15 protein-coding genes are annotated in these 19,576 nt (G+C 56.3%); 9 read left to right on the plus strand and 6 right to left on the minus strand.

Features of this window, described 5'->3' with window-relative positions; all coding sequences use genetic code 11:
• The first annotated feature begins 289 nt into the window (after positions 1 to 289).
• The 9 genes from dnaN to HZB23_00230 all read left to right on the plus strand — a co-directional run bounded on the left by dnaN (position 290) and on the right by HZB23_00230 (position 12,780).
• On the plus strand, positions 290 to 1,447 hold the full coding sequence (gene dnaN / locus HZB23_00190) for a DNA polymerase III subunit beta (protein ID MBI5843068.1): 1,158 nt from the start codon (positions 290 to 292) through the stop codon (positions 1,445 to 1,447).
• A gap of 110 nt (positions 1,448 to 1,557) precedes the next feature.
• A complete protein-coding gene (locus HZB23_00195) occupies positions 1,558 to 2,532 on the plus strand; it encodes a hypothetical protein (GenBank protein MBI5843069.1) in 975 nt (324 codons plus the stop codon).
• Between the two features lie 207 nt (positions 2,533 to 2,739).
• A complete protein-coding gene (gene gyrB, locus HZB23_00200; protein MBI5843070.1) occupies positions 2,740 to 5,190 on the plus strand; it encodes a DNA topoisomerase (ATP-hydrolyzing) subunit B in 2,451 nt (816 codons plus the stop codon).
• A 153-nt stretch (positions 5,191 to 5,343) separates the two neighbouring features.
• A complete protein-coding gene (locus HZB23_00205; protein ID MBI5843071.1) occupies positions 5,344 to 7,797 on the plus strand; it encodes a TIGR03960 family B12-binding radical SAM protein in 2,454 nt (817 codons plus the stop codon).
• 26 nt (positions 7,798 to 7,823) lie between these two features.
• Entirely contained in the window at positions 7,824 to 8,666 is an 843-nt protein-coding gene (locus HZB23_00210; GenBank protein MBI5843072.1) for an amidohydrolase family protein, read from the plus strand.
• A 250-nt stretch (positions 8,667 to 8,916) separates the two neighbouring features.
• Positions 8,917 to 10,350, plus strand: coding sequence for an amidase (locus HZB23_00215; protein ID MBI5843073.1), 1,434 nt, complete (start codon positions 8,917 to 8,919; stop codon positions 10,348 to 10,350).
• On the plus strand, positions 10,347 to 11,552 hold the full coding sequence (locus HZB23_00220) for a class I SAM-dependent rRNA methyltransferase (GenBank protein ID MBI5843074.1): 1,206 nt from the start codon (positions 10,347 to 10,349) through the stop codon (positions 11,550 to 11,552). Before HZB23_00215 ends, HZB23_00220 begins: the two co-directional genes overlap by 4 nt.
• A 265-nt stretch (positions 11,553 to 11,817) precedes the next feature.
• Entirely contained in the window at positions 11,818 to 12,201 is a 384-nt protein-coding gene (locus HZB23_00225; GenBank protein MBI5843075.1) for a type II secretion system protein, read from the plus strand.
• Positions 12,202 to 12,282: 81 nt separating this feature from the next.
• Positions 12,283 to 12,780 (plus strand): hypothetical protein, encoded by a 498-nt coding sequence (locus tag HZB23_00230; protein ID MBI5843076.1) that lies wholly within the window; start codon positions 12,283 to 12,285, stop codon positions 12,778 to 12,780.
• 116 nt (positions 12,781 to 12,896) lie between these two features.
• On the opposite strand, the gene hcp is transcribed toward HZB23_00230, so the two are convergent.
• From hcp to HZB23_00260, 6 genes are all read right to left on the minus strand, one after another.
• Positions 12,897 to 14,507 (minus strand): hydroxylamine reductase, encoded by a 1,611-nt coding sequence (gene hcp, locus HZB23_00235; GenBank protein MBI5843077.1) that lies wholly within the window; start codon positions 14,505 to 14,507, stop codon positions 12,897 to 12,899.
• A 69-nt stretch (positions 14,508 to 14,576) separates the two neighbouring features.
• Complete coding sequence (locus tag HZB23_00240) at positions 14,577 to 15,314, minus strand: HD domain-containing protein (protein ID MBI5843078.1); 738 nt, start codon at positions 15,312 to 15,314, stop codon at positions 14,577 to 14,579.
• Positions 15,311 to 16,174, minus strand: a complete 864-nt coding sequence (locus HZB23_00245) for a 4Fe-4S binding protein (GenBank protein ID MBI5843079.1) — start codon at positions 16,172 to 16,174, stop codon at positions 15,311 to 15,313. Before HZB23_00245 ends, HZB23_00240 begins: the two co-directional genes overlap by 4 nt.
• Positions 16,175 to 16,190: 16 nt before the next feature.
• Positions 16,191 to 16,937 (minus strand): 4Fe-4S ferredoxin, encoded by a 747-nt coding sequence (locus HZB23_00250; GenBank protein ID MBI5843080.1) that lies wholly within the window; start codon positions 16,935 to 16,937, stop codon positions 16,191 to 16,193.
• A gap of 80 nt (positions 16,938 to 17,017) precedes the next feature.
• Positions 17,018 to 17,428 carry an Rrf2 family transcriptional regulator gene (locus HZB23_00255; protein ID MBI5843081.1) on the minus strand — a complete coding sequence of 137 codons (411 nt, stop codon included), beginning with the start codon at positions 17,426 to 17,428 and terminating at the stop codon, positions 17,018 to 17,020.
• 557 nt (positions 17,429 to 17,985) lie between these two features.
• Positions 17,986 to 19,455 carry a 4Fe-4S binding protein gene (locus HZB23_00260; GenBank protein MBI5843082.1) on the minus strand — a complete coding sequence of 490 codons (1,470 nt, stop codon included), beginning with the start codon at positions 19,453 to 19,455 and terminating at the stop codon, positions 17,986 to 17,988.
• Positions 19,456 to 19,576 lie beyond the last annotated feature (121 nt).

Raw genomic sequence — 19,576 nt, forward strand, 5'->3', positions numbered from 1 at the left:
CAAGGTTGCAAACAATTTCCAGACAAAGCCACTGACAGAAGGATCACATATTTTTATTACTGATTTCAAATAATTGTCTTACTTATCTACAAATCTACCGGCCTTTATTATTCTTTATTCTTTTAAAATTATAAAAAAAGAATAAAAAATATCTGAAAACAATTCTTGAAAAACAAGACGGCCCTCAATCTGCTCCGAAAAGGAGCTTTAAGTTATTTATAGCAATATCAGATTGTTGTGTAAACCATGGACAGCCGGTCCCAGGAGGACCCCTTAAAAGGAGAAGGTCATGGAATTTTCCATTTCAAAAGAGGATTTTTTAACCGGCCTCTCGAAGATTCAGGGCATAGTGGGCCGGGAAACCACCTGGCCCATAACGAAAAACGTCCTCATAACCACCGGGGAGGAGGAAATATCCCTGGTGGCCACCGACATGGAGAGCTACTTCCTGGGAACCTACCCGGCCAGAGTGATCGTTCCTGGCGCCATAACCATACCCGGAAAAAAGCTCTTCGAGGTGGTGAAGGATTTTCCCGAAATGGAAATCCCGGTCACCGAAACCGAAAACGGCTGGGTGAAGATATCCAACAACCGCTTGAACCACCTTCTTCCGGCAATAAGCGCGGAGGAATTCCCTAAAATACCCGGTATCGACAAGGAAGGCCTGATGAGGCTTCCCACCGGGATTTTTCATGATGTCATTCAGAAAACCGACCTTCCGGCAGCCGGAGGCGGCGACGACAAAAGGCCATACCTGGTGCATCTTCTGGGCTTTTATTTTTCGATTTTTCAGGACGGCGAAAACCCGCCGGTTCTTCGCCTCGTATCAACCGACGGCAACCGGCTGTCGGTGATGGATCACAAGCCCGAAAACCCCGATGACCTCTTGGGCCTTCAATTCGAAAAGGGCGTGGTGCTCCCCAAAAAGATACTGGGTGACGTAAAGCGCCTGTGCGACGGTGAAGGGACCATAAGCATGGGGATAAGAAGCATCGATGACGGCAACTCGCTCTTCGTTTTTTCGAGGGAAAGCGAAATACTAATGGGACGCCTTCTGGAAGGCGAATATCCGGAATACAAGGCTGTCATACCCAATGATGTCAAATCTTCGCTCACCGTGAGCAAAAAGAGCTTTCTGCCCCTTTTAAAAAGGATAATCATATTCACCTCCCCTAATTTCAAGGCCGTTAACGTGTCCATACTGCCGGACATGCTTAAACTTTCCATCAAAAATCCGGAAATAGGCGAATCCCAGGAGGAATACTCCACCGAATTCGACGGGGAGCCCTTTGAGACGGCCTTCAATCCCCAGTATTTCATCGACGCCCTGAACGTGATGAAAAGCGACAAGGTGACCATAAGGCTTGAAAAGGACAAGAGGGCGTTTCTTATCACGGGCGAGGAGGATCCGGGCTATCTTATGGTCATCATGCCGATGAGAAATTGACGCCTGCCTAAAAACGCGAATCGCTGTTTACTGTTTGAAAATTGAAGGGTGTAATGCGGCAATTGGGCCACCGTGCAAACAGGCGCATGAAAAGGGAAAGGAAACTGAAAATGAAGAAAAGACCTTCGGTTGTAAAAGTTATGGTTCCGGCTTTTTTGATTCTCGCTTCCTTTTTCATTTTCGGGGGTCAGGCCCTGTGCGCAGACTACACCCCGGACGCGGATGTCATGAAGGCCGTCAAGCAATACGTCTCCACAAGCGGCAATTTCAAGAAAATGGCCGGGCCGGGAAAATTCATGGTCTATTCCTTCAACGTGGAGTTCGCCTACAAAAAATACACGGCAAGGGTCGGCGAGACGAAAAAGACAGGCAATGTCACCTCCACGGTGATTGCCGACGGCAGCATGTCCATGGAGCTTGACGAGGAAACCTACAAGAGAATCACCGACGCAATGTATGATTCCTTCGTGAACGCCATGAGCGAATACACCGGAAAACAGGCGATTTCAAAGGACGCCATGACTGCCGAGGCCCTTTACCAGGAGCTTTCCGGAAGCGAAAAGAAGGACACCAAGGACAGTTTCTTTTCCATAAGGCGCGGCGGAAACGTCCAGACAGGCGACAAGGGAGCGGAAACCCTAACCATCGCCCCCACCGGAATGAAGGTTCAGGGAATGGCCGCCGCCTTCCAGGCCGCCAAGATGAATGAACTTGCCGGAAAGCTGGGCGCAGACACCATCATGGGCGTTACCCTTTTCGTTGACTTCGACAAAAAGAGCGACGTTTTCGTCATCAAAACCGCAGGGGTCAAAATTTCCAGCGACATGCGCACCAGGGAAAAGAGGATTCCCTTCAAGGGAGTGGTTCCTGGGGAATTCATTTACGAATTCTTCGCAAGCCAGGACCTCGGCCTCAAAAAGGACCTTTCGGCAGGAGTCAAGGTGACCGACCGCAGGACCGGCTTTTTCGAGCAGGTGTCCGGAACCTACCACATAGACACCAACGCGGCTGCCAAATCCATCCTGGAAGCCTACAACACCGTGGCTTTTCTCCAGGCCGTGGCCGTGGCCGACAAAATGAAATAAGGCCGATTCCGGATCAGTCTGATAAGGGACCGGCTGTCTGGTAAAAACGGCGGGAGGACAGGCTCCTACCGCCGCTTGCTTTTATCGGCCGGGTGCGTCAAGATGCATCCGGCTGAAATTTCATCAAGGGGCGCAATCTCCTGTTTTCGTTTTCAGAAGAAAAAAAAATTTTTCAACTTCGCCACAAAGCGTCATCAAAGGATTTCCATGAGCGACGAGACAAATCAGCAGCCCAACGGCTACACCGCAGACAACATAAAGGTTCTTGAGGGCCTGGAGGCGGTGCGCCAGGTTCCGGCCATGTACATCGGAAACGTCGGGGAGGAAGGCCTCCACCACATGGTATATGAAGTGGTGGACAACTCCATCGACGAGGCCATGGCCGGCCACTGCGACACCATAAAGGTGATCATCCACCCGGATAATTCCATAACCGTGGAAGACAACGGACGCGGAATCCCGGTGGACATCCACAAGACCGAAGGGGTGCCTGCGGTTGAAGTCGTCATGACGCGCCTTCACGCGGGCGGCAAGTTCGACAAGTACACCTACAAGGTCTCCGGCGGCTTGCACGGCGTGGGCGTAAGCGTTGTGAACGCGCTTTCCGAGTGGCTGAATGTGGAAATCCACACCAACGGCCGCAAATACATCCAGTCCTACGCCAAGGGCGCAAAGATCAGCGAGCTGACCGACGCCGGCCCCACCAGGAAGCGCGGAACGGTGGTTCATTTCAAGCCAGACACCACCATAATGACGGCTGAGCCCTACCAGTTTGAAATTCTTTCCCGCCGCATGAGGGAGCTTTCGTACTTAAACGCCGGAATCGCCACGGTGATAGAGGACGAGCGCACCGACGAGAAGCAGGAGCACCACTACAAGGGCGGAATAGTCTCGTTCGTGGAGCACATAAACCGCAACCGCACGCCGCTCCACAAGCCCATTCTCATGGCGGGCGAAAAGGGCGGGGTGGAAATAGAAGTGGCCATGCAGTATTCCGACGGCTACGCAGAAAACATTTTGAGCTTCGCCAACAACATCAGCAACAAGGAAGGCGGCTTCCACCTCATGGGCTTCAAGGCCGCCCTCACCCGCACGATAAATCTTTACGCGGCCAGCGACAAGACAGCCAAGAACCTTCAGGAAAAAATCGGCGGCGACGACGTGCGCGAGGGCCTCTCCGCAGTCATCAGCATCCGTCTCCAAAAGCCCCAGTTCGGGGGCCAGACCAAGACCAAGCTGGAAAACACCGAGGTAAAGGGCCTTGTCGAAAATCTGGTCAATGAAAGGCTGGCCCAGTTCCTGGAGGAAAACCCATCCGTCGCAAAAAAGATAATCACCCGCGCGGTGGAGGCGGCCCGCGCCCGTGAAGCCGCAAGAAGGGCCAGGGAGCTTGTGCGCAAGAAGGGGTCCCTGATGGAAGGAAGCCTTCCGGGAAAGCTGGCCGAATGCCAGGTATCCGAGCCCGAAGCCCGCGAACTTTTCCTTGTGGAGGGCGACTCCGCAGGAGGCTCGGCAAAACAGGGCCGCGACAGGCGTTTCCAGGCCATTCTGCCACTGAAGGGCAAGATTTTGAACGTGGAAAAGGCCCGGTTCGACAAGATTCTGGAAAGCGAGGAAATAAGGAATCTCATAACCGCCCTGGGGACCGGGGCGGGCCGTGACGACTACGACGTTTCCAAGATACGCTACCACAAGGTCATAATAATGACCGATGCCGACGTGGACGGGGCCCACATAAGAACCCTCATCCTCACCTTTTTCTACCGCCAGCTTCCGGAAGTCATCAAAAGCGGCTATCTCTACATAGCCCAGCCCCCCCTTTACCGCATAGGAAAGGGCAACGCGGGGATTTACCTCAAGGACGACACCGCGCTTTCCGAGTACCTCATAACCAGGGTTGCGGAAAAATACGTGGTGAAGGCCGGGGAAAAGAGCATGGCCGACGAGGACCTTCACCGCTGGCTCTGCGATTTTTCCGAGTACCGGGAAATCCTTTTCCGGTTCGAGCGCAAGAACATTCCGGCGCTTCTGGTGGAATTCCTGCTTCAGGAAGGGGTTTTCGACAACTCCTTTTTGCGCGACCAGGAAAAGATGGCCGTGCTGTCGCAAAAACTCGCGGCGGCGGGCTGGGGGGTTTCGGGAGAGCCGGTCTTTATCGACGAAAAGGGCCTTTACGAGTTTTTCGTCACAAGGCCCAGGCAGGAGGAGGACGAAGAGATTTTCAAACGTTCCTCCGCAGCCGACGCCAGGGCCGCCAAGATAGGGCGCGGCCTTGTTTCCTCGCCCGATTTTCAGAAGGCCGTGGTCATGGCCGAGCGCATCTTCGATTTCGCAAAGCCCCCCTTCACCGTAACCGCAAAGCAGTCCCCGGAAAAACCGCTCATTACGGCATCCTCTCGCGGCGAGCTTCTGGACCTTCTTCTTGAAGAGGGCAAAAAGGGCCTTTCCCTCCAACGCTACAAGGGCCTTGGTGAAATGAACCCGGAACAGCTCTGGGAAACCACCATGAACCCGGAAACGCGCATACTCATGAAGGTGAACGTGGAGGACGACATAGAAAGCGACGACATTTTCCGCCTTCTCATGGGCGACGACGTGGAGCCCAGGCGGGAATTTATCCAGCAGAATGCCCTGGAAGTCAGCCAACTCGACATATAGCGGAGCGCCTGAAAACGCGATCTGCTGTGTTGCGGGAGGCCGGGCGGGTCGTAACGTACATTTAGTACGCGTCCTCCCCGCCCGGTCTCCCGCGCCTTGCAGCTCATCGTTTTCAGACGCTCCGCTTTATCTTCTTACTTGCTGGAAAAATTGATGACCATTGATAAGAGTTTGAAAATCGAAAGCCTTCTTTCAAGGGTGCGGCAGCCTGGGCGTTATATCGGAAGCGAAGTCAACTCGGTGAAAAAGGACTGGGAAAAGGCAGGGGTGCGCCTCTGCCTGGCCTTTCCCGATCTTTACGAAGTGGGCATGAGCCATTTCGGGATGCAGATACTGTATTTCCTCGTGAACCGGGAGCCGGATTTTCTGGCCGAAAGAAGCTTCGCCCCGGACGCCGATATGGAGGACCTGCTCCGAAAAGAGGGCGTTCCGCTTTTTTCCCTGGAATCCCGAAAGGCTCTTTCCGATTTTGACATTCTGGGCTTCAGCCTTCTATATGAGCTCAATTATACCAACATCCTTCTGATGCTGGACCTGGCCGGGATCCCCTTCAGGGCTCTTGACCGCGACCTGACGCATCCGCTCGTCATTGCGGGCGGCCCGGCCACGGTGAATCCAGGCCCGGTCGCGGCCTTTTTCGACGCCATGCTGATAGGCGACGGGGAGGAAGCGGCCATATCCATATTGCGGGCCTATGAAGCCTGGAAAAAGGGCGGCGGCGCGGACAAAAAGGCCCTGCTTGCCGCTTTGAAGGAGATCGAGGGCGTTTACGTTCCGGCCCTGGAGGACGATAAACCAGGCCCTGTGGTAAGGCGGGCCATCCTGCCGGAGCTTCTCACCGGCCATTTCCCCCAAAAGCCCGTGCTGGGCTACGCCAAGCCCGTCCACGACCGCCTTCGGGTGGAAATCGCGCGCGGCTGCGGCAGGGGCTGCCGCTTCTGCCAGGCGGGAATGATCTACAGGCCCTTGCGGGAGAGAAGCGCAAGCGACATCGTTCAACTCACCTGCGGATGCCTGGCCGGAACCGGCTACGAGGACGTCTCCATTCTCTCGCTTTCAACGGGGGATCATTCGCAGATAGCGCCGGTGCTCTCCACCCTGATGGGCTGGTGCCGGGACCAGAGGGTGGCGGTGTCCCTTCCCTCCATGCGGGCCGGAACCCTCACCGAAGGGCTCATGGCCGAAATCCGAAGGGTGAGAAAGACCGGCTTCACCATAGCGCCCGAAGCCGGAAGCCAGCGCCTGAGGGACGTAATCGGCAAGAACCTCACCGAAAAAGACATAGCGGACACGGTGAGGGCGGCCTTCGACGCCGGGTGGAAGCTCATAAAGCTCTATTTTATGGTGGGCCTTCCCACCGAGACGGACGAGGACGTCGAGGCTTTGGCCCAACTGGTGAAGGAGCTTAAGAAAATCGCCGGAAAGCGGGCGGACATCACGGTTTCAGTGGGTATTTTCGTTCCCAAGCCCCACACGCCATTTCAATGGGCGGCCCAGATAACGCCACACGAGGCCCAGGAAAAAATTTCCCGCATAAAGGGCCTGCTTCACGGGCCGGGCATCAAGATCAAGTGGCAGAGCCCGGAAACCAGCCTTCTTGAAGGGGTTTTCGCTCGCGGGGACGAAAGGCTTTCAACTGCCCTTGAAACCGCCTATGAATCGGGATGCCGCTTTGACGGCTGGAGCGACCGCTATCGACACGACCTCTGGCTGAAAGCCTTCGAGGCCGAAGGCATCGACCCGCTTCTATACCTTGCCGCCCGCGACACCGAAAAGCCCCTTTCCTGGGACAGGGTGGATATCGGCATCGACCGGGAATACCTTTTATCCGAATGGCGCAAGGCTCTAAACAACGAGCCGGGCGGACCAAGCTGCCAGGAATCCTGCCAGGGCTGCGGGGTCTGCGATTTTGACCGCGTAAAGCCGCGAATTTCACCGCCCCTTTACCCGGTGGACTCTCCCCCGGCCATCGGCGGCTTCAAAAAGGACCTTGGCCGGAGGATCGTGGTAACGTACGCAAAAACCGGCAAGGCGCGCTTTCTGGGGCACCTGGAGCTCATGAGCGTGATTCTGCGGGCGCTTCGCCGGGCGAGGATTCCGCTTGTTTTTTCCGAGGGCTTCCATCCGCTTCCCAAGGTGAGCTTCTCACAGGCCCTGCCGGTTCTTATGGAAAGCCTGGACGAATACTTCATAGTAACAACCGGCCCCAAGGTATCGCCCGGCGAGCTTCAGACCCGCCTTTCCGCCGAGCTTCCCGAGGGCATAGAGGTTTCCGACTGCCTTTACGAGCAGTTTTTCAAAAAGCCGGACACCGCCCTTGGCCGCTTTTCGGTGGTTTTCGACGGGTACGCGCCCGACCGGGCCGCCCTTGACCGGTTTCTTTCAACGGACGCCTTTCCCGTGACCCGCACCAACAAGAAGGGCGAAACTGTGGAGTTGGACCTTCGCCAACTGGTGAAGGACATCGGGGTATCCGAAAACCGGGTCGATCTTCTGCTCGTCACCGAGCCCGGAAAATCCGTAAAACCCCTTGCAGTTGTCAAAAGCCTGTGGAATCCTTCCGACGAGGCGCTGACAGGGGCCAGGGTGACAAAAACGCCGGTCTGAAACCGCGCGTTCAAAAGGACGGCCTGATGATAATTGATTTTCACACCCACATTTTTCCGCCGGAAATAAAGGAAGGCAGGGCGGCCCATTTCGCGGACGAGCCCGCCTTCGAGCTTCTGTACGGCCCGGAAAAGTCGAAAATCGCCACAGCCGAAGACATCGTGGCGGCAATGGATTCCGACGGCGTGGAAAAATCCGTGGTTTTCGGCTTTCCCTGGACCAATGGGGAGCGCTTCCGACGCCACAACGATTACGTGATGGAAAGCGTTTCCCGGTACCCGGATCGCCTGATCGGGCTCGGCTGCTTCGACATCCATCACAAAGACGCCCCCAAAGAGGCCCTTCGCTGCCTTCAAAACGGCCTTTCCGGCTTGGGCGAGCTTGCGGCCTACCGTTCGGGCCTCGACAGCGAGGCTCTAGACCGCTTTGAGCCGGTCATGGAGGCGGCCCGCCATCACAAGGCCCTGGTCCTCATCCACGTGAACGAGCCGGTGGGCCATTATTATCCGGGAAAAGCGCCCATAAGCCTCGATCAAATCTGGAATCTCGCGGCCCGGTTTCCCGAAAACCGCGTTGTTCTGGCCCATTGGGGCGGAGGGGTGTTTTTTTATCACCTCATGAAGAAGAACGCGAAGGAGGTCCTCAAGAACGTGTGGTACGACACGGCGGCCTCCCCTTACCTGTATGATCCGAAAATCTACGCGGTTGCGGCCTCCATCCTTGGAGCCGAAAAAATCCTTTTCGGCACCGATTTTCCGCTTCTTGGGGTCAAACGCTGCCGGGCCGAGGTGGAAAACTCCGGCCTTTCACCCGAAGAAATCAGCGCGATCCTGGGCGAAAACGCAAAAAACATTCTCGGCATTCAATAACGTGCCTCTAAACAATTTACAGCTTTTTGGTGGCGGCTGCCTAACAAAGAGAAAGCAACAGCCTGCGTCACCCCGGCGTAGGCCGGGGTCCAGAATGCTGCGTTTAAAAGAAAGAACTGGATTCCGGCCTACGCCGGAATGACGGAGTGCGGAGCTTTACAGGTTTCGTTTTGCCTACACAAAAAAGCTGAGAATAGTTCAGAGCGACATTCATTAATAAAGAGTTCATAACCAAAGCGGGGGGAATCAAATGGACGAGCTTCTCACCATCTCGGCAAGCCGCATGGCGGAAATGATCAGAAAAGGGGAGGTTTCATCTCGCCAGGCGGTGGAGGCCCACATCGCCCACATCGAAAAGGTGAATCCGCCCCTGAATGCAGTGGTGGCCAAGCGCTACGATGAAGCGCGGAGCGAGGCCGACCGGGCCGACGCGCTTCTGAAAGAAGAGGGGCCCGACAACCTCCCGCCCTTTCACGGTGTGCCGTGCAGCATAAAGGAAAACTTCGCCTTGACCGGTATGCCCAACGCGTCCGGGCTGGTGGCCAGAAAGGGCATCGTTTCCAGGTCCGACGCCCCCTGCGTGGAAAGGCTCAGGAAGGCCGGGGCCATTCCCATGGGGGTCACCAACACCAGCGAGCTTTGCATGTGGATGGAATCCAACAACAAGGTCTACGGCCGCACGGGCTCGGCCTACGACCCCAAGCGCACCTGCGGCGGAAGCTCCGGCGGGGAAGGCTCCATAATCGGCGCGGGCGGCTCGCCCTTCGGCCTTGGCTCGGACATCGGCGGCTCCATTCGGATGCCCTGCTTTTTCAACGGAATTTTCGGCCACAAGCCCACGGCTGGCCTCATTCCCAACACCGGGCAGATCCCCCTTGCGGAAAAGGGCGTTTCAGGCACCTGCACCACGGGTCCCCTGTGCAGAAGGGCGGAAGACCTCTGGCCCCTGATCAAAATTCTGGCCGGCCCGGACGGCATCGATCCTGGTTGCGTGGAAATCCCCCTTGGCGATCCTTCTGCGGTGAAAATTTCGGAGCTCAAGGTTACCAGCGTGCCGGAAAACGGCAGGGCCGCAGTGGACCCGGAGCTTGGCGCGGCCCAGGCCAAGGCCGCCGCCGCCCTTGCCCGCCTTGGCTGCGACTTCACGGAAAAGCGGGTGGAGCGCCTCAAGAAGAGCTTTCCCATCTGGACCGCCAAGGTCTCGGTAAAGGGGACCACGCCCTTCGGCACCCTTCTGGGAAACGGAAAGCCCATAAACCCGGCAAAGGAGCTGGCCCTTTACGCGCTTGGAAAAAGCGCCCACACCCTGCCCGCCCTGGCGCTGGCCGCAGTTGAGAAAATTCCGGTGCCGGTGGCCCGCTGGCTGAAGGAAGGCGACCTCCTGCGCGAGGAGCTTACCAGTCTCATCGGCAAAAACGGCGTTATGCTCTTTCCCTCCTACAGTCAGCCCGCGCCCAAGCACAACGCGCCCCTTTTCCACTTCGACCACTGGCTCTACACCGGAATCATCAATGCCATGGGCTTTCCATCCACCCAGGTTCCGCTGGGCCTTTCCAAAAATGGCCTGCCGCTGGGCGTGCAGGTGATAAGCCTTCCGGGAAACGATCACGTCACCGTGGCCGTGGCCCTGGAGCTTGAAAGGATTTTCGGCGGCTGGGTTCCGCCCTGGACGGCAAAAAAGTGACCGATTACCCGAAAATCAAGATCAAAAAGGGCCGCGAGGGCTCGGCGCGCTTTCGCCACCCATGGGTGTTTTCCGGGGCCGTGGTGAGGGTGCCCAAGGACCTTTTCGACGGCGACCCGGTAATCGTGGAGGATTACGAGGGCCGGGTCCTGGGAACGGGGACCTATTCCGCCCGAAGCCAGATCAGCGTAAGGCTTTTCGCCTTTGAAGAAGCCCTTCTGGACGCGGATTTTTTCAGAGCCCGCATCAGGGAGGCGGATTCCCGGAGACGCCTTTCGGGCCTTGGGCCGGATACTTCGGACACCGGCTACCGGGTGGTTTTCGGGGAGTCGGACCTTCTGCCGGGCCTGGTTGTGGACCGCTACGGCGACGTTTTGGTGTTTCAGATCGCAACAGCAGGGATGGAAAAGCTGCGCCCCCTGGTTCTGAAGGCCCTGGAGGAGCTTTTCCGGCCAAGGCTCATAGTGGAGAGAAGCGACCTTCACACCCGGAGCGAGGAGGGGCTTTTGCCGCGCACGGGAATAGCGGGAGGGTCGGACAAAAAAGGCGAGGATGAGGGACTTGCGGCCTTTACCCAGCTCGGCCTGAAATTTCTGTCACCCACCTTGACGGGTCAGAAAACGGGATTCTTCCTGGACCAGCGGGACTTGAGGGCCGCCATCGCCCGTCTTTCTGCGGGCCGCAGCGCCCTGAACCTTTTTTCCTACTCCGGGGCTCACGGGCTTTTCGCCCTGGCCGGAGGGGCCAAAAGCGTCTTAAACCTCGATTCATCCGCCCCGGCCCTTGAAATGTGCCAGGAGCACGCCCGGATGAACGGCTTTCCGGCGGAGTCCATGATCTGCGAAAAAGCCGACGTGTTCGACTGGCTGACCAATCCGCCCCAAACGCGCTTTGAAATGGTGATCTGCGACCCGCCCGCCCTCATCAAGTCAAGCAAGCACATGGAGGCCGGCCTTGCGGCCTACAGGTTCCTCAACCGGGCGGCGATTTCCCTTCTGGCTCCGGGCGGGATTCTCGTCACAAGCTCCTGCTCCCATCATCTCACGTCCGCCGATTTCGCCCACATCCTTCGCCAGACCTCGGTGCACGAGGCCCGCCCGCTTCACACCTTAGGCTTCATCGGCCAGGCCGAAGACCACCCGGTATCCCTCTATTTTCCCGAAGCGGCCTACCTTAAAAGCTTCGTCGCCCTTGCCTCATGAGGCTGAGATACTGATAGACCTGTCATTTTTCCGGCATTAAAAATGCTGTTTTATGGCAGATAATTTGCTTGACTTTGTACCTAAATCGTATGTAGTGTGTAACCAAAAATTTATGTAAGCGTAGTGACCGGCATAACGGTCGAGTAAGGCGGTTTTTTGGGCAACTTTCAAGGCCTGTCCGCGAATATTTTTTCGGACGGGCTTTTGAACATTCCGCACGAGCTTTGATTCCTACAAAAAATGTGGTTTATGAAAGGCAAGAGCCATGAAAAGACTGGCGCGTACCGGTAAAGAAACAGGCTTTACGCTGGTGGAACTGATGATAGTCATAGCCATTATCGGGATCTTAGCTTCCATAGCGATTCCCAACTTCATAAGTTACAGGAAAAAGGCCTACAATACCGAAGCCGTGACTCACGGCCACAATCTTTTAAAGGCTTTCAACTCCTACCGGACCGAGCATAAGGGCGATTTTCTATATGACGGAAACACGTTTGTCGCGTACGGGTATACTCCTTCCGCTAACGTTTCAATAAGCGTCGCTTATCCCACCGATGCCGACAGCCCCGTTTTTGTCGTCTATCATTTCAAGGGGGATAAAAAATATTTTATCTATCCGAACAATTCGGTAATAAGCGTGTCAATATAATCTGTTGTAATGTCAATGGCGGCAAAAGCCTGTTTTTGAACGCCGAATGTTAACGCCTCATTCATATCAAGGAGACTTTTAATGGTTAAGGAAATTTTTTATAACATCATAGATTTTTTACATCATATCTGGAGTCAGATAACAACTTCGATAAACGACGATTATGATAATGGTGGCTTGATCAATGCCGCCAAGAATAAATTTTCTATCGCATTGATTGTGATAGTAACAATTTCAATGTGGTTTGCATGGTCTGGTTCTCCGTCTGTCGCCATCCAGATGCAAGGCAATGCAAAAGATTCGCAACTGCCCGAAGAAACAATAAAAAGCGCGATCTATGTAAATGCGTTTTCAACAATGAACAAAGACGGCGACGTAACGATAGGCGAGATGAAAGTGAACGAAATTTCCAATAAGCAAATGGAAGGCGTTGATGCGAATGTGGTGAGCTACGAAATGAAGGTCGCCAAGAAGGGCGAAGGCAAGCGTACGCTTTCCGGAATCGTGGCGCTTGCGAAGAAGGGCGGCGCATGGGCGGTATTTAACGAAAACAGCAGGCAGTGGTCACCCATCAACTGAATCTTTCTGAAAAATTGCGTTTTTGGCTTGGATGCAAAAGAGCGCCGGATAATCAAATCCGGCGCTCTTTTATTTTTTACTGGCCCTTATGAATGCTGCCTTTATTGGAGAAAATGTCAGCCCAGAATGGCTTTAAGATCCTCGTCCGGGGTCTTGATGGGCATGATGTTGAAGTTTTCGACCAGCACGTTCAGCACGTTGGGGGTGATGAAGGCCGGAAGCGACGGCCCGAGACGGATGTCCTTTATTCCAAGGTGCAGAAGGGTCAAGAGAATCGCCACGGCCTTCTGCTCGTACCATGAAAGGATCATGGAAAGGGGCAGGTCGTTCACACCCACGCCGAAGGCGTTCGCAAGGGCCACGGCCACCTGGATGGCGGAATAGGCGTCGTTGCACTGGCCCACGTCCAGAAGGCGCGGCAAGCCTCCCAACTCGCCCATCTCCTTGTCGAAAAAGCGGAACTTGCCGCAGGCAAGGGTTAAAACGATGCAGTCAGAGGGCACCTTTTCCACGAACTCGGTGTAGTAGTTGCGTCCGGGCTTGGCCCCGTCGCAGCCGGCCACCAGGAAGATGTGCCGGAGGGCCTTGGCCTTCACGGCGTCTAGCACGGTTCCGGCCACGCTCATCACGGTGTTGCGGGCGAATCCCACCGTCACCACCTTGCCGTCCTCATCCTCGGCGAAGCCCGGAAGCGCCTGGGCCTTGGCGATCACCGCCGAAAAGTCGCGGTTTGAAATATGGGGCACGTTGGGCCAGCCAACCAGGCCGGAGGTGAAGATGTTGTCCTTGTACATTTCCTGGGGCTTCTGGATGCAGTTGGTGGTCATGAGAATCGCGCCCGGAAAGGCCGAGAACTCCTTGCCCTGGTTCATCCACGCCGTGCCGTAGTGTCCGTAAAAATGGGCGTACTTCTTCAGTTCCGGGTAGCCGTGGGTGGGCAGCATCTCTCCGTGGGTGTAGACGTTGATGCCCTTTCCCTCGGTCTGCTTCAGAAGCTCGGCCAGGTCCAGGAGGTCGTGACCTGAAACCAGAATGGCCTTGCCCTTTTTGTGTCCAAGGGGCACCTTGGTGGGGACCGGATGCCCGAAGGTTCCGGTGTTGCCCGCGTCAAGAAGCTCCATGGCCTTAAGGTTCACCTCACCAACCTTGAGGGCCAGCCCCACCCAGTCGCCCAAGGCCAGTGCCTTGTTGAAGGGCGCGATAAGGGCCTCGTGGATGAAGGCATAAACGCCGTTGTCGCTCTTGCCAAGGATATGGGCGTGATCCATGTAGGCGGCCACTCCCCTAAGCCCGAAAAGCACGATGTGCTGGAGGGACAAAATGTCCGGATCAACGCTGGTGTCGCTTTTGAGGCCCACTCCCTCCCCTTGGGCGATCATGCCCGCAAGGTCGCTGGCGGGGGTGAAGCTGGCCGCGCCTTCAAAGGAGCCGCCCGCCTTGGCTTTCAGGCCCTCGCGCAGGGTTACGGCCTTTTTGATGAATTCCACCAGGGCCGCATTGTCGAAATTGACGTTGGTCAAGGTGGAGAAAAGGGCCTCGCAGGTGAAGTGGTTCACCGCGTCATCCTCGATTCCCTTTTTCCTGGCGGCCACCGCCGCCTGGGCCAGGCCCCGCACCGCGTAGGTAAGAAGGTCCTGCAAAGCCGCCGTCTCGCCGGTTTTTCCGCACACGCCGATTTTGGTGCAGCCTTCACCCTTTGCCGTCTGCTCGCACTGGTAACAAAACATGGTGTTTCCTCCCTTTTGGTTTTTTATGAAGCGTTATTTTGGTTTTGCAGCACGTACCGCCTTGTTCGATCAATGAAACCGGCTCTGAGCCATTGCTTCGCCCGTTTCGGTCCTGAAGACCTTTGAAATGAATCGGGAAAGCTCCTCGCCCTTCTTGTCCGGGAACTCCTCCTTAAGGTTCACCAGCCAGTCCGCGTCCCACAGGATCCGGAATTCCTTCGTGTCGATGTCTTTCGCCGAATGATGGTTGGCGATTATCTTTTCAACGTGGTCCACGGTGTCGGGGTCCAGTTTCAAACCTTCCATTATGGGCCGGGCAATGGCCGGGCCTTCCATCTCCTGAAAGCGCCCCGCGTTCGACCCGTGCTTTTTTTCCGCCTCCTGGATGCCTATGTCGTGCAGAACCGCCGCCGCCACCACCACCTTGGGGTCGCCGCCCTCCTTCTTCAAAATGGCCTGGGCGTTTTCCAGCACCGTAAGGGCGTGGGTGATGCGCTTCTGGTCAGCGCCGAAAACCTTCTTCATTTCGGCTATCAGCCGGTCCACCAAAGATTCCTGGGCAGGGTCGGCAAGGCCCAGTTTTTCCTTGGGATCATATCCCAGGCACTCCTTGGCGTGCTCGCACCACATGGCGCAGCCAAGGTTGAGTTTCGGGTTTGCGATCAACTGGCCGCAGTTTCGACAGCGCCTGCGGGAATCGTCCTTGAAGAACTCCACCTCGGCGCCGCAGCCGCTGCATTCCACGTCGAAAACATCTCCGGCCCGCCAGAAGGCGGTATCTTGTCCGGGGCACATTGTTTTGCTCATTTTTGCCTCCATATTCCGTCGCGCAATCTAAAGGCCGCGAATCTCTCGTTCGGTTCGGCATTTTGAATGAAATCGTCCAGCATTTTTTCCATCACCACTATCATTGGCTCCGGCGAGGTGAAATTTCCCGCGAAATCGCCAAGATGCGGGTGGCGGCCAAGCTTTCCGCCCACGGTGAGCCTAACCCCGCGCTCGCCAAGAATAATGGCTCCTGCGGCGCAGGCCTTGGAGCAGGAAAGGCAGCCCTGGCAGGCGTCGGCGTTCCAGGCAACCGGCCCGTCTTCGGGAAGCGTTAGGGCCGAATCCGGGCAGGCTTTCACGCAGGCCCCGCAAGCGGTGCAGGCGTCGGCGTCGAAAACCGGCGTAACGCAGCCGGTAAGGCCGAAGTCGGCTATCTGGGGCCGCGAGCAGCCGTTGGGGCAGCCTGAAATTGACACCTTTATTTTATGGTGCATGAAAATCGTGTCGCCCGTGACGCGCTTACGAAGCCTTTCGCTCATGCCCGAATCCACCACCCATAAGCTTATGGCCGATTTCCAGATATCGGTGTCAACCAAGGGGTTCGGGCAGCCAGCCGCCTTGTTGTGGCAGGCGTTGACCAGAATCATGGAAACGCCTTCCCGGTTGGGGACGGGCATGGCCGATTCCAGGGCCGGCAGCATTCCGCTTTTGCCGGACGCGAAATTTGACCAGGCCGCAAGGACGTCCGCAGTGGATACGCTGGCCGCGCCGCGTTTTGCGGCGGCGTCGGCGATCTTCCTTTTGGCCACCGCCCGCACCGGTAGCGGAATGCGCTTGGCCGCAGCTTCGGCGTCGGCTTCCCAGGGAAGATCGGGGGATTTTGTCCACGGAAATTTCATCAAGGCCCCTCCCGGATCAGGCTATGGCCTTTTGTTCCAGAATTTCGCCGTTGCGGGCGATGGTGACGACCTTTGCGGGAACCGCAACGCCGCTCGCTTCAATGGCCTTCTGGGCCGCGAATCCAAACCCGCCGCAGCAGGGAACTTCCATGATGGCCACGGTGAGGCTCTTGGGCTGCGCCGCTTTTAATATGGAGGCGAGCTTTTCGATGTATTCCGCAGGGTCATCGAACTTGGGGCAGCCCATTACCACGGCCTTGCCGGGCAGAAGATCGGCGTGAAGGGCCGGGTAGGCGCAGGCCGCGCAATCCGCCAGAAGCAGAAGGTCCGCGCCGCGCAGAAATGGGGCCTGGGGCTGAACCAGCTTCAGCTTCACCGGCCAGTGGCCAAGGGCCGAGCCGCAGGAAGCAGCGCCGGGGACCGTGCGGGCCGGTTTCAGGGTTGTGGTCTGGGAGGACGGGCACCCGCACTCCATAAGCGGCACCAGGGGCTTTTTGCCCGCCTGGGCCTTTTTCTTTTCCAGCATGGCGTGGACCGCCGCCTCGTCGAAGTCGTCAGCCTCGCGCTCGGTAATGGTGAGCGCACCCGTCGGGCAGCCCGAAAGGCAGGCCCCAAGGCCGTCGCAGAAGATTTCGCCAACCAGCTTCGCCTTGCCGTCAATGATTTCTATGGCCCCTTCGGCGCAGTCCAGAACGCACTGGCCGCAGCCGTTGCATTTTTTCTCGTCTATGTTGATGATTTTTCTCATGATTTTTTTGGTCATGGCGTCCTCCCCTTAACAGGCTTATTAATCCGGTTTTTCCAACGGGCTGTTCCGTTGGCTTGTTTTAGCCTGACAGATTTTCAATCAGCCTGTTCGGCATCAGGCAGCGCGGCTGCCACGTCGCCCAGGTTCTTTTCGGCCAGAAACTCGCGGGCCTTCACGTCCACGTCACTTAAAAGAGATTGAAGCAGGCACTCGCCGCCGCACACGGGCTTGGACAAAAGGCACCGGGTTGGGGTGAGCGTGCCCTCTATGGCCTCGTAGACCTCAAGAAGGGTTATGCCCTTCGGGTTCTTGGTCATGACGAAGCCGCCCTTGGGTCCCCGCGTGGAGGATATGACCCCCGCCTTCACCAGCCTTTGCAGGGCCTTGGCAAGGGTGGCCTCGCTCACCGTCAGGAGCTCGGCCATATCGTGGGCCGTGTGGCTTTTTCCCGGAGCCTTGGCCATTAAAAGCGCCGCGTGAAGGGCCACCGAACTTGCTTCACTCATTTTCGCAAAATGTGACATGATCGCCTCGCTGTGTTAATCGTTATTTCGGTATTAAAATACCACAATAATTTTATGAGTCAAGAGATTTTTTTGCGCCGATTGAAAATAATTTTTCAAAAAGGGTCAGGTTTCCGGGTTGACTATGATTATTGCTGTGATTTCAGGGGGATTGAAAAAAATTGAGAGCTTTGAGAGGACCAGCGGAATGACTATAGCCTAAATGCCCCACCCGGTCAACAGGGGAGGAAGTCGGCAAGGGGCTGACGTAGGTTGGGTGGTTCTGCGCGCAACGCAGGTTCACCCAACACCATTCAGCCATGGGAAAAAAAATGTTGGGTGAACCCGGTCCTTCGGACCGGAACCACCCAACCTACGAATTACGAACTATCCCCCCGGAAAAATGTTTTCACATCTTGGCTTTCAGCTTCTCCAGCCCGTTGCGGGCGAATTCGATTGAAGGGTCGAGGGCAAGGGCGCGCTGGAAACTTTCCACGGCTTCGGCGCTGATCGGCGGCGCTTGGCTCACTGAAAGCTTAACAGGCTGTTTTAATGGGTTGTTACGGATCAAAGCCCGGAGCAATGCCGTCAACGGTCATGGCGTCAGGGTTTTCTTTTTTGCGGTTCTGCCATGCCAAATCAAGATCATAACCTCTATCCCTGGCGACTTCCTTGTAAGACCCGCTGGACAGCCGCACCGCGTCCTCGGATGTAACGCGTATCGCCGGTGTGGTTTTAACCGGGCAGGCGCTTTCACAGGCTCCACAGCCAGCGCAGGAACTTGATTTCACCCTGGGGACTGCAATGGGATGGCCCTTGGGATGAAAAAATTTGATGGCGTCGTAAGGGCATACTTCGTCACATGTCATGCACGCCTTTTTTCCTGCCCAGGCAAGACAGTTTTCCTTGGTGATTTTGGCGGTGCCGATCTTGACCCAGGGGCGCTCCTCATTACTCAAAGGCCGGATAGCCCCGGTGGGACAGGCATGTCCGCAGCGTGTGCATTTAGGGTCACAGCGCGCGATTTTTGTGTTAAGGCCCGGCGAGAAGAGTCCGGCCACCCCGGCTTCCAGCCACAGGGGCCTTAAGGTGTTGGTGGAACATGCGGCCATGCAGAGTCCGCACCGGGCGCACCTGGCCAGAAATTCATCCTCGGGAACCGATCCCGGCGGGCGAACCGGTATGTGGGAAGCTCCGGGCGCTCCAGCCTCGGAATTTGAAACAGCGGGAAGCACGGCAGCAGCAGTCCCTGCAACGGCAACGGCCAGTATCCTTCTTCGGGAGGGATTTTCCGGCTCCGCAGATTTTTTTTCCCCGGCCTTGAATCCGAAAGACACCGCATTGGTCGGACATAGCTTTTCGCATTTTCCGCACAAAATACAGTCATAATAAAGGGTCTTTGAAGGCTCTTTCACAGGAATTGCCGCCATGGGGCACGCCCTTGCGCACTTGCCGCAGCCGGTGCATGAATCTGCTATTCTGCGTGACAGCAGGGGCTTTCTTGCAAATATGGAAAACAGGGCCCCGGCGGGGCACAGGAACCGGCAGAAAAATCTGGTCCGGAAACGCGCAAGAAAAACAAGCCCTGCAAAAAACGCCACCAGAAAAAGTTGAGTGGGAAAAACCGGGGTGGCGACCTGGGCGAACACAGCGGACTGCCAGCCAAGCATTCGGGCCAGGGGCCGGAAAACATCCAGGGCCAAGCCTGAAATAAGAGCCGCCATAGGTAGAATGACAAGGCCATAGAAACGCGTGGACAGCGAAAGCGGAGACAATCCATAAGAAAAATTCATGCCGAAAACGGCCGATACGACAAGGGCCGCAAGAAACACGAATCGGACGGTTTTGGTGCGGGCGGAAAATGTGCCGGGCCGTTTGGCGACCCCCTTGTCGATAAAGTCAACGGTGGCGCCCATTGGACAGATGTGCCCGCAAAAAGCCCTGCCAAAAAGCAGCATGGACAACATGACAATTAATGCCGGAAAACCGAACACCTTGAAACTGCGGCCTGCTATGGCGGCTATTCCCATAAGCGCCGGATCAAGCCTGCTGAAGATATTCAGGGAAACTGGATCAGCCTGGGTAAAGGAAACAGACGACAACAATGCCAAAAACAATATGAAAGAAGCCGTTTGCGCGACTTTTTTGAAA

This window comes from Deltaproteobacteria bacterium (assembly GCA_016235345.1).
Lineage (GTDB): Bacteria > Desulfobacterota > Desulfobacteria > Desulfobacterales > Desulfatibacillaceae > JACRLG01.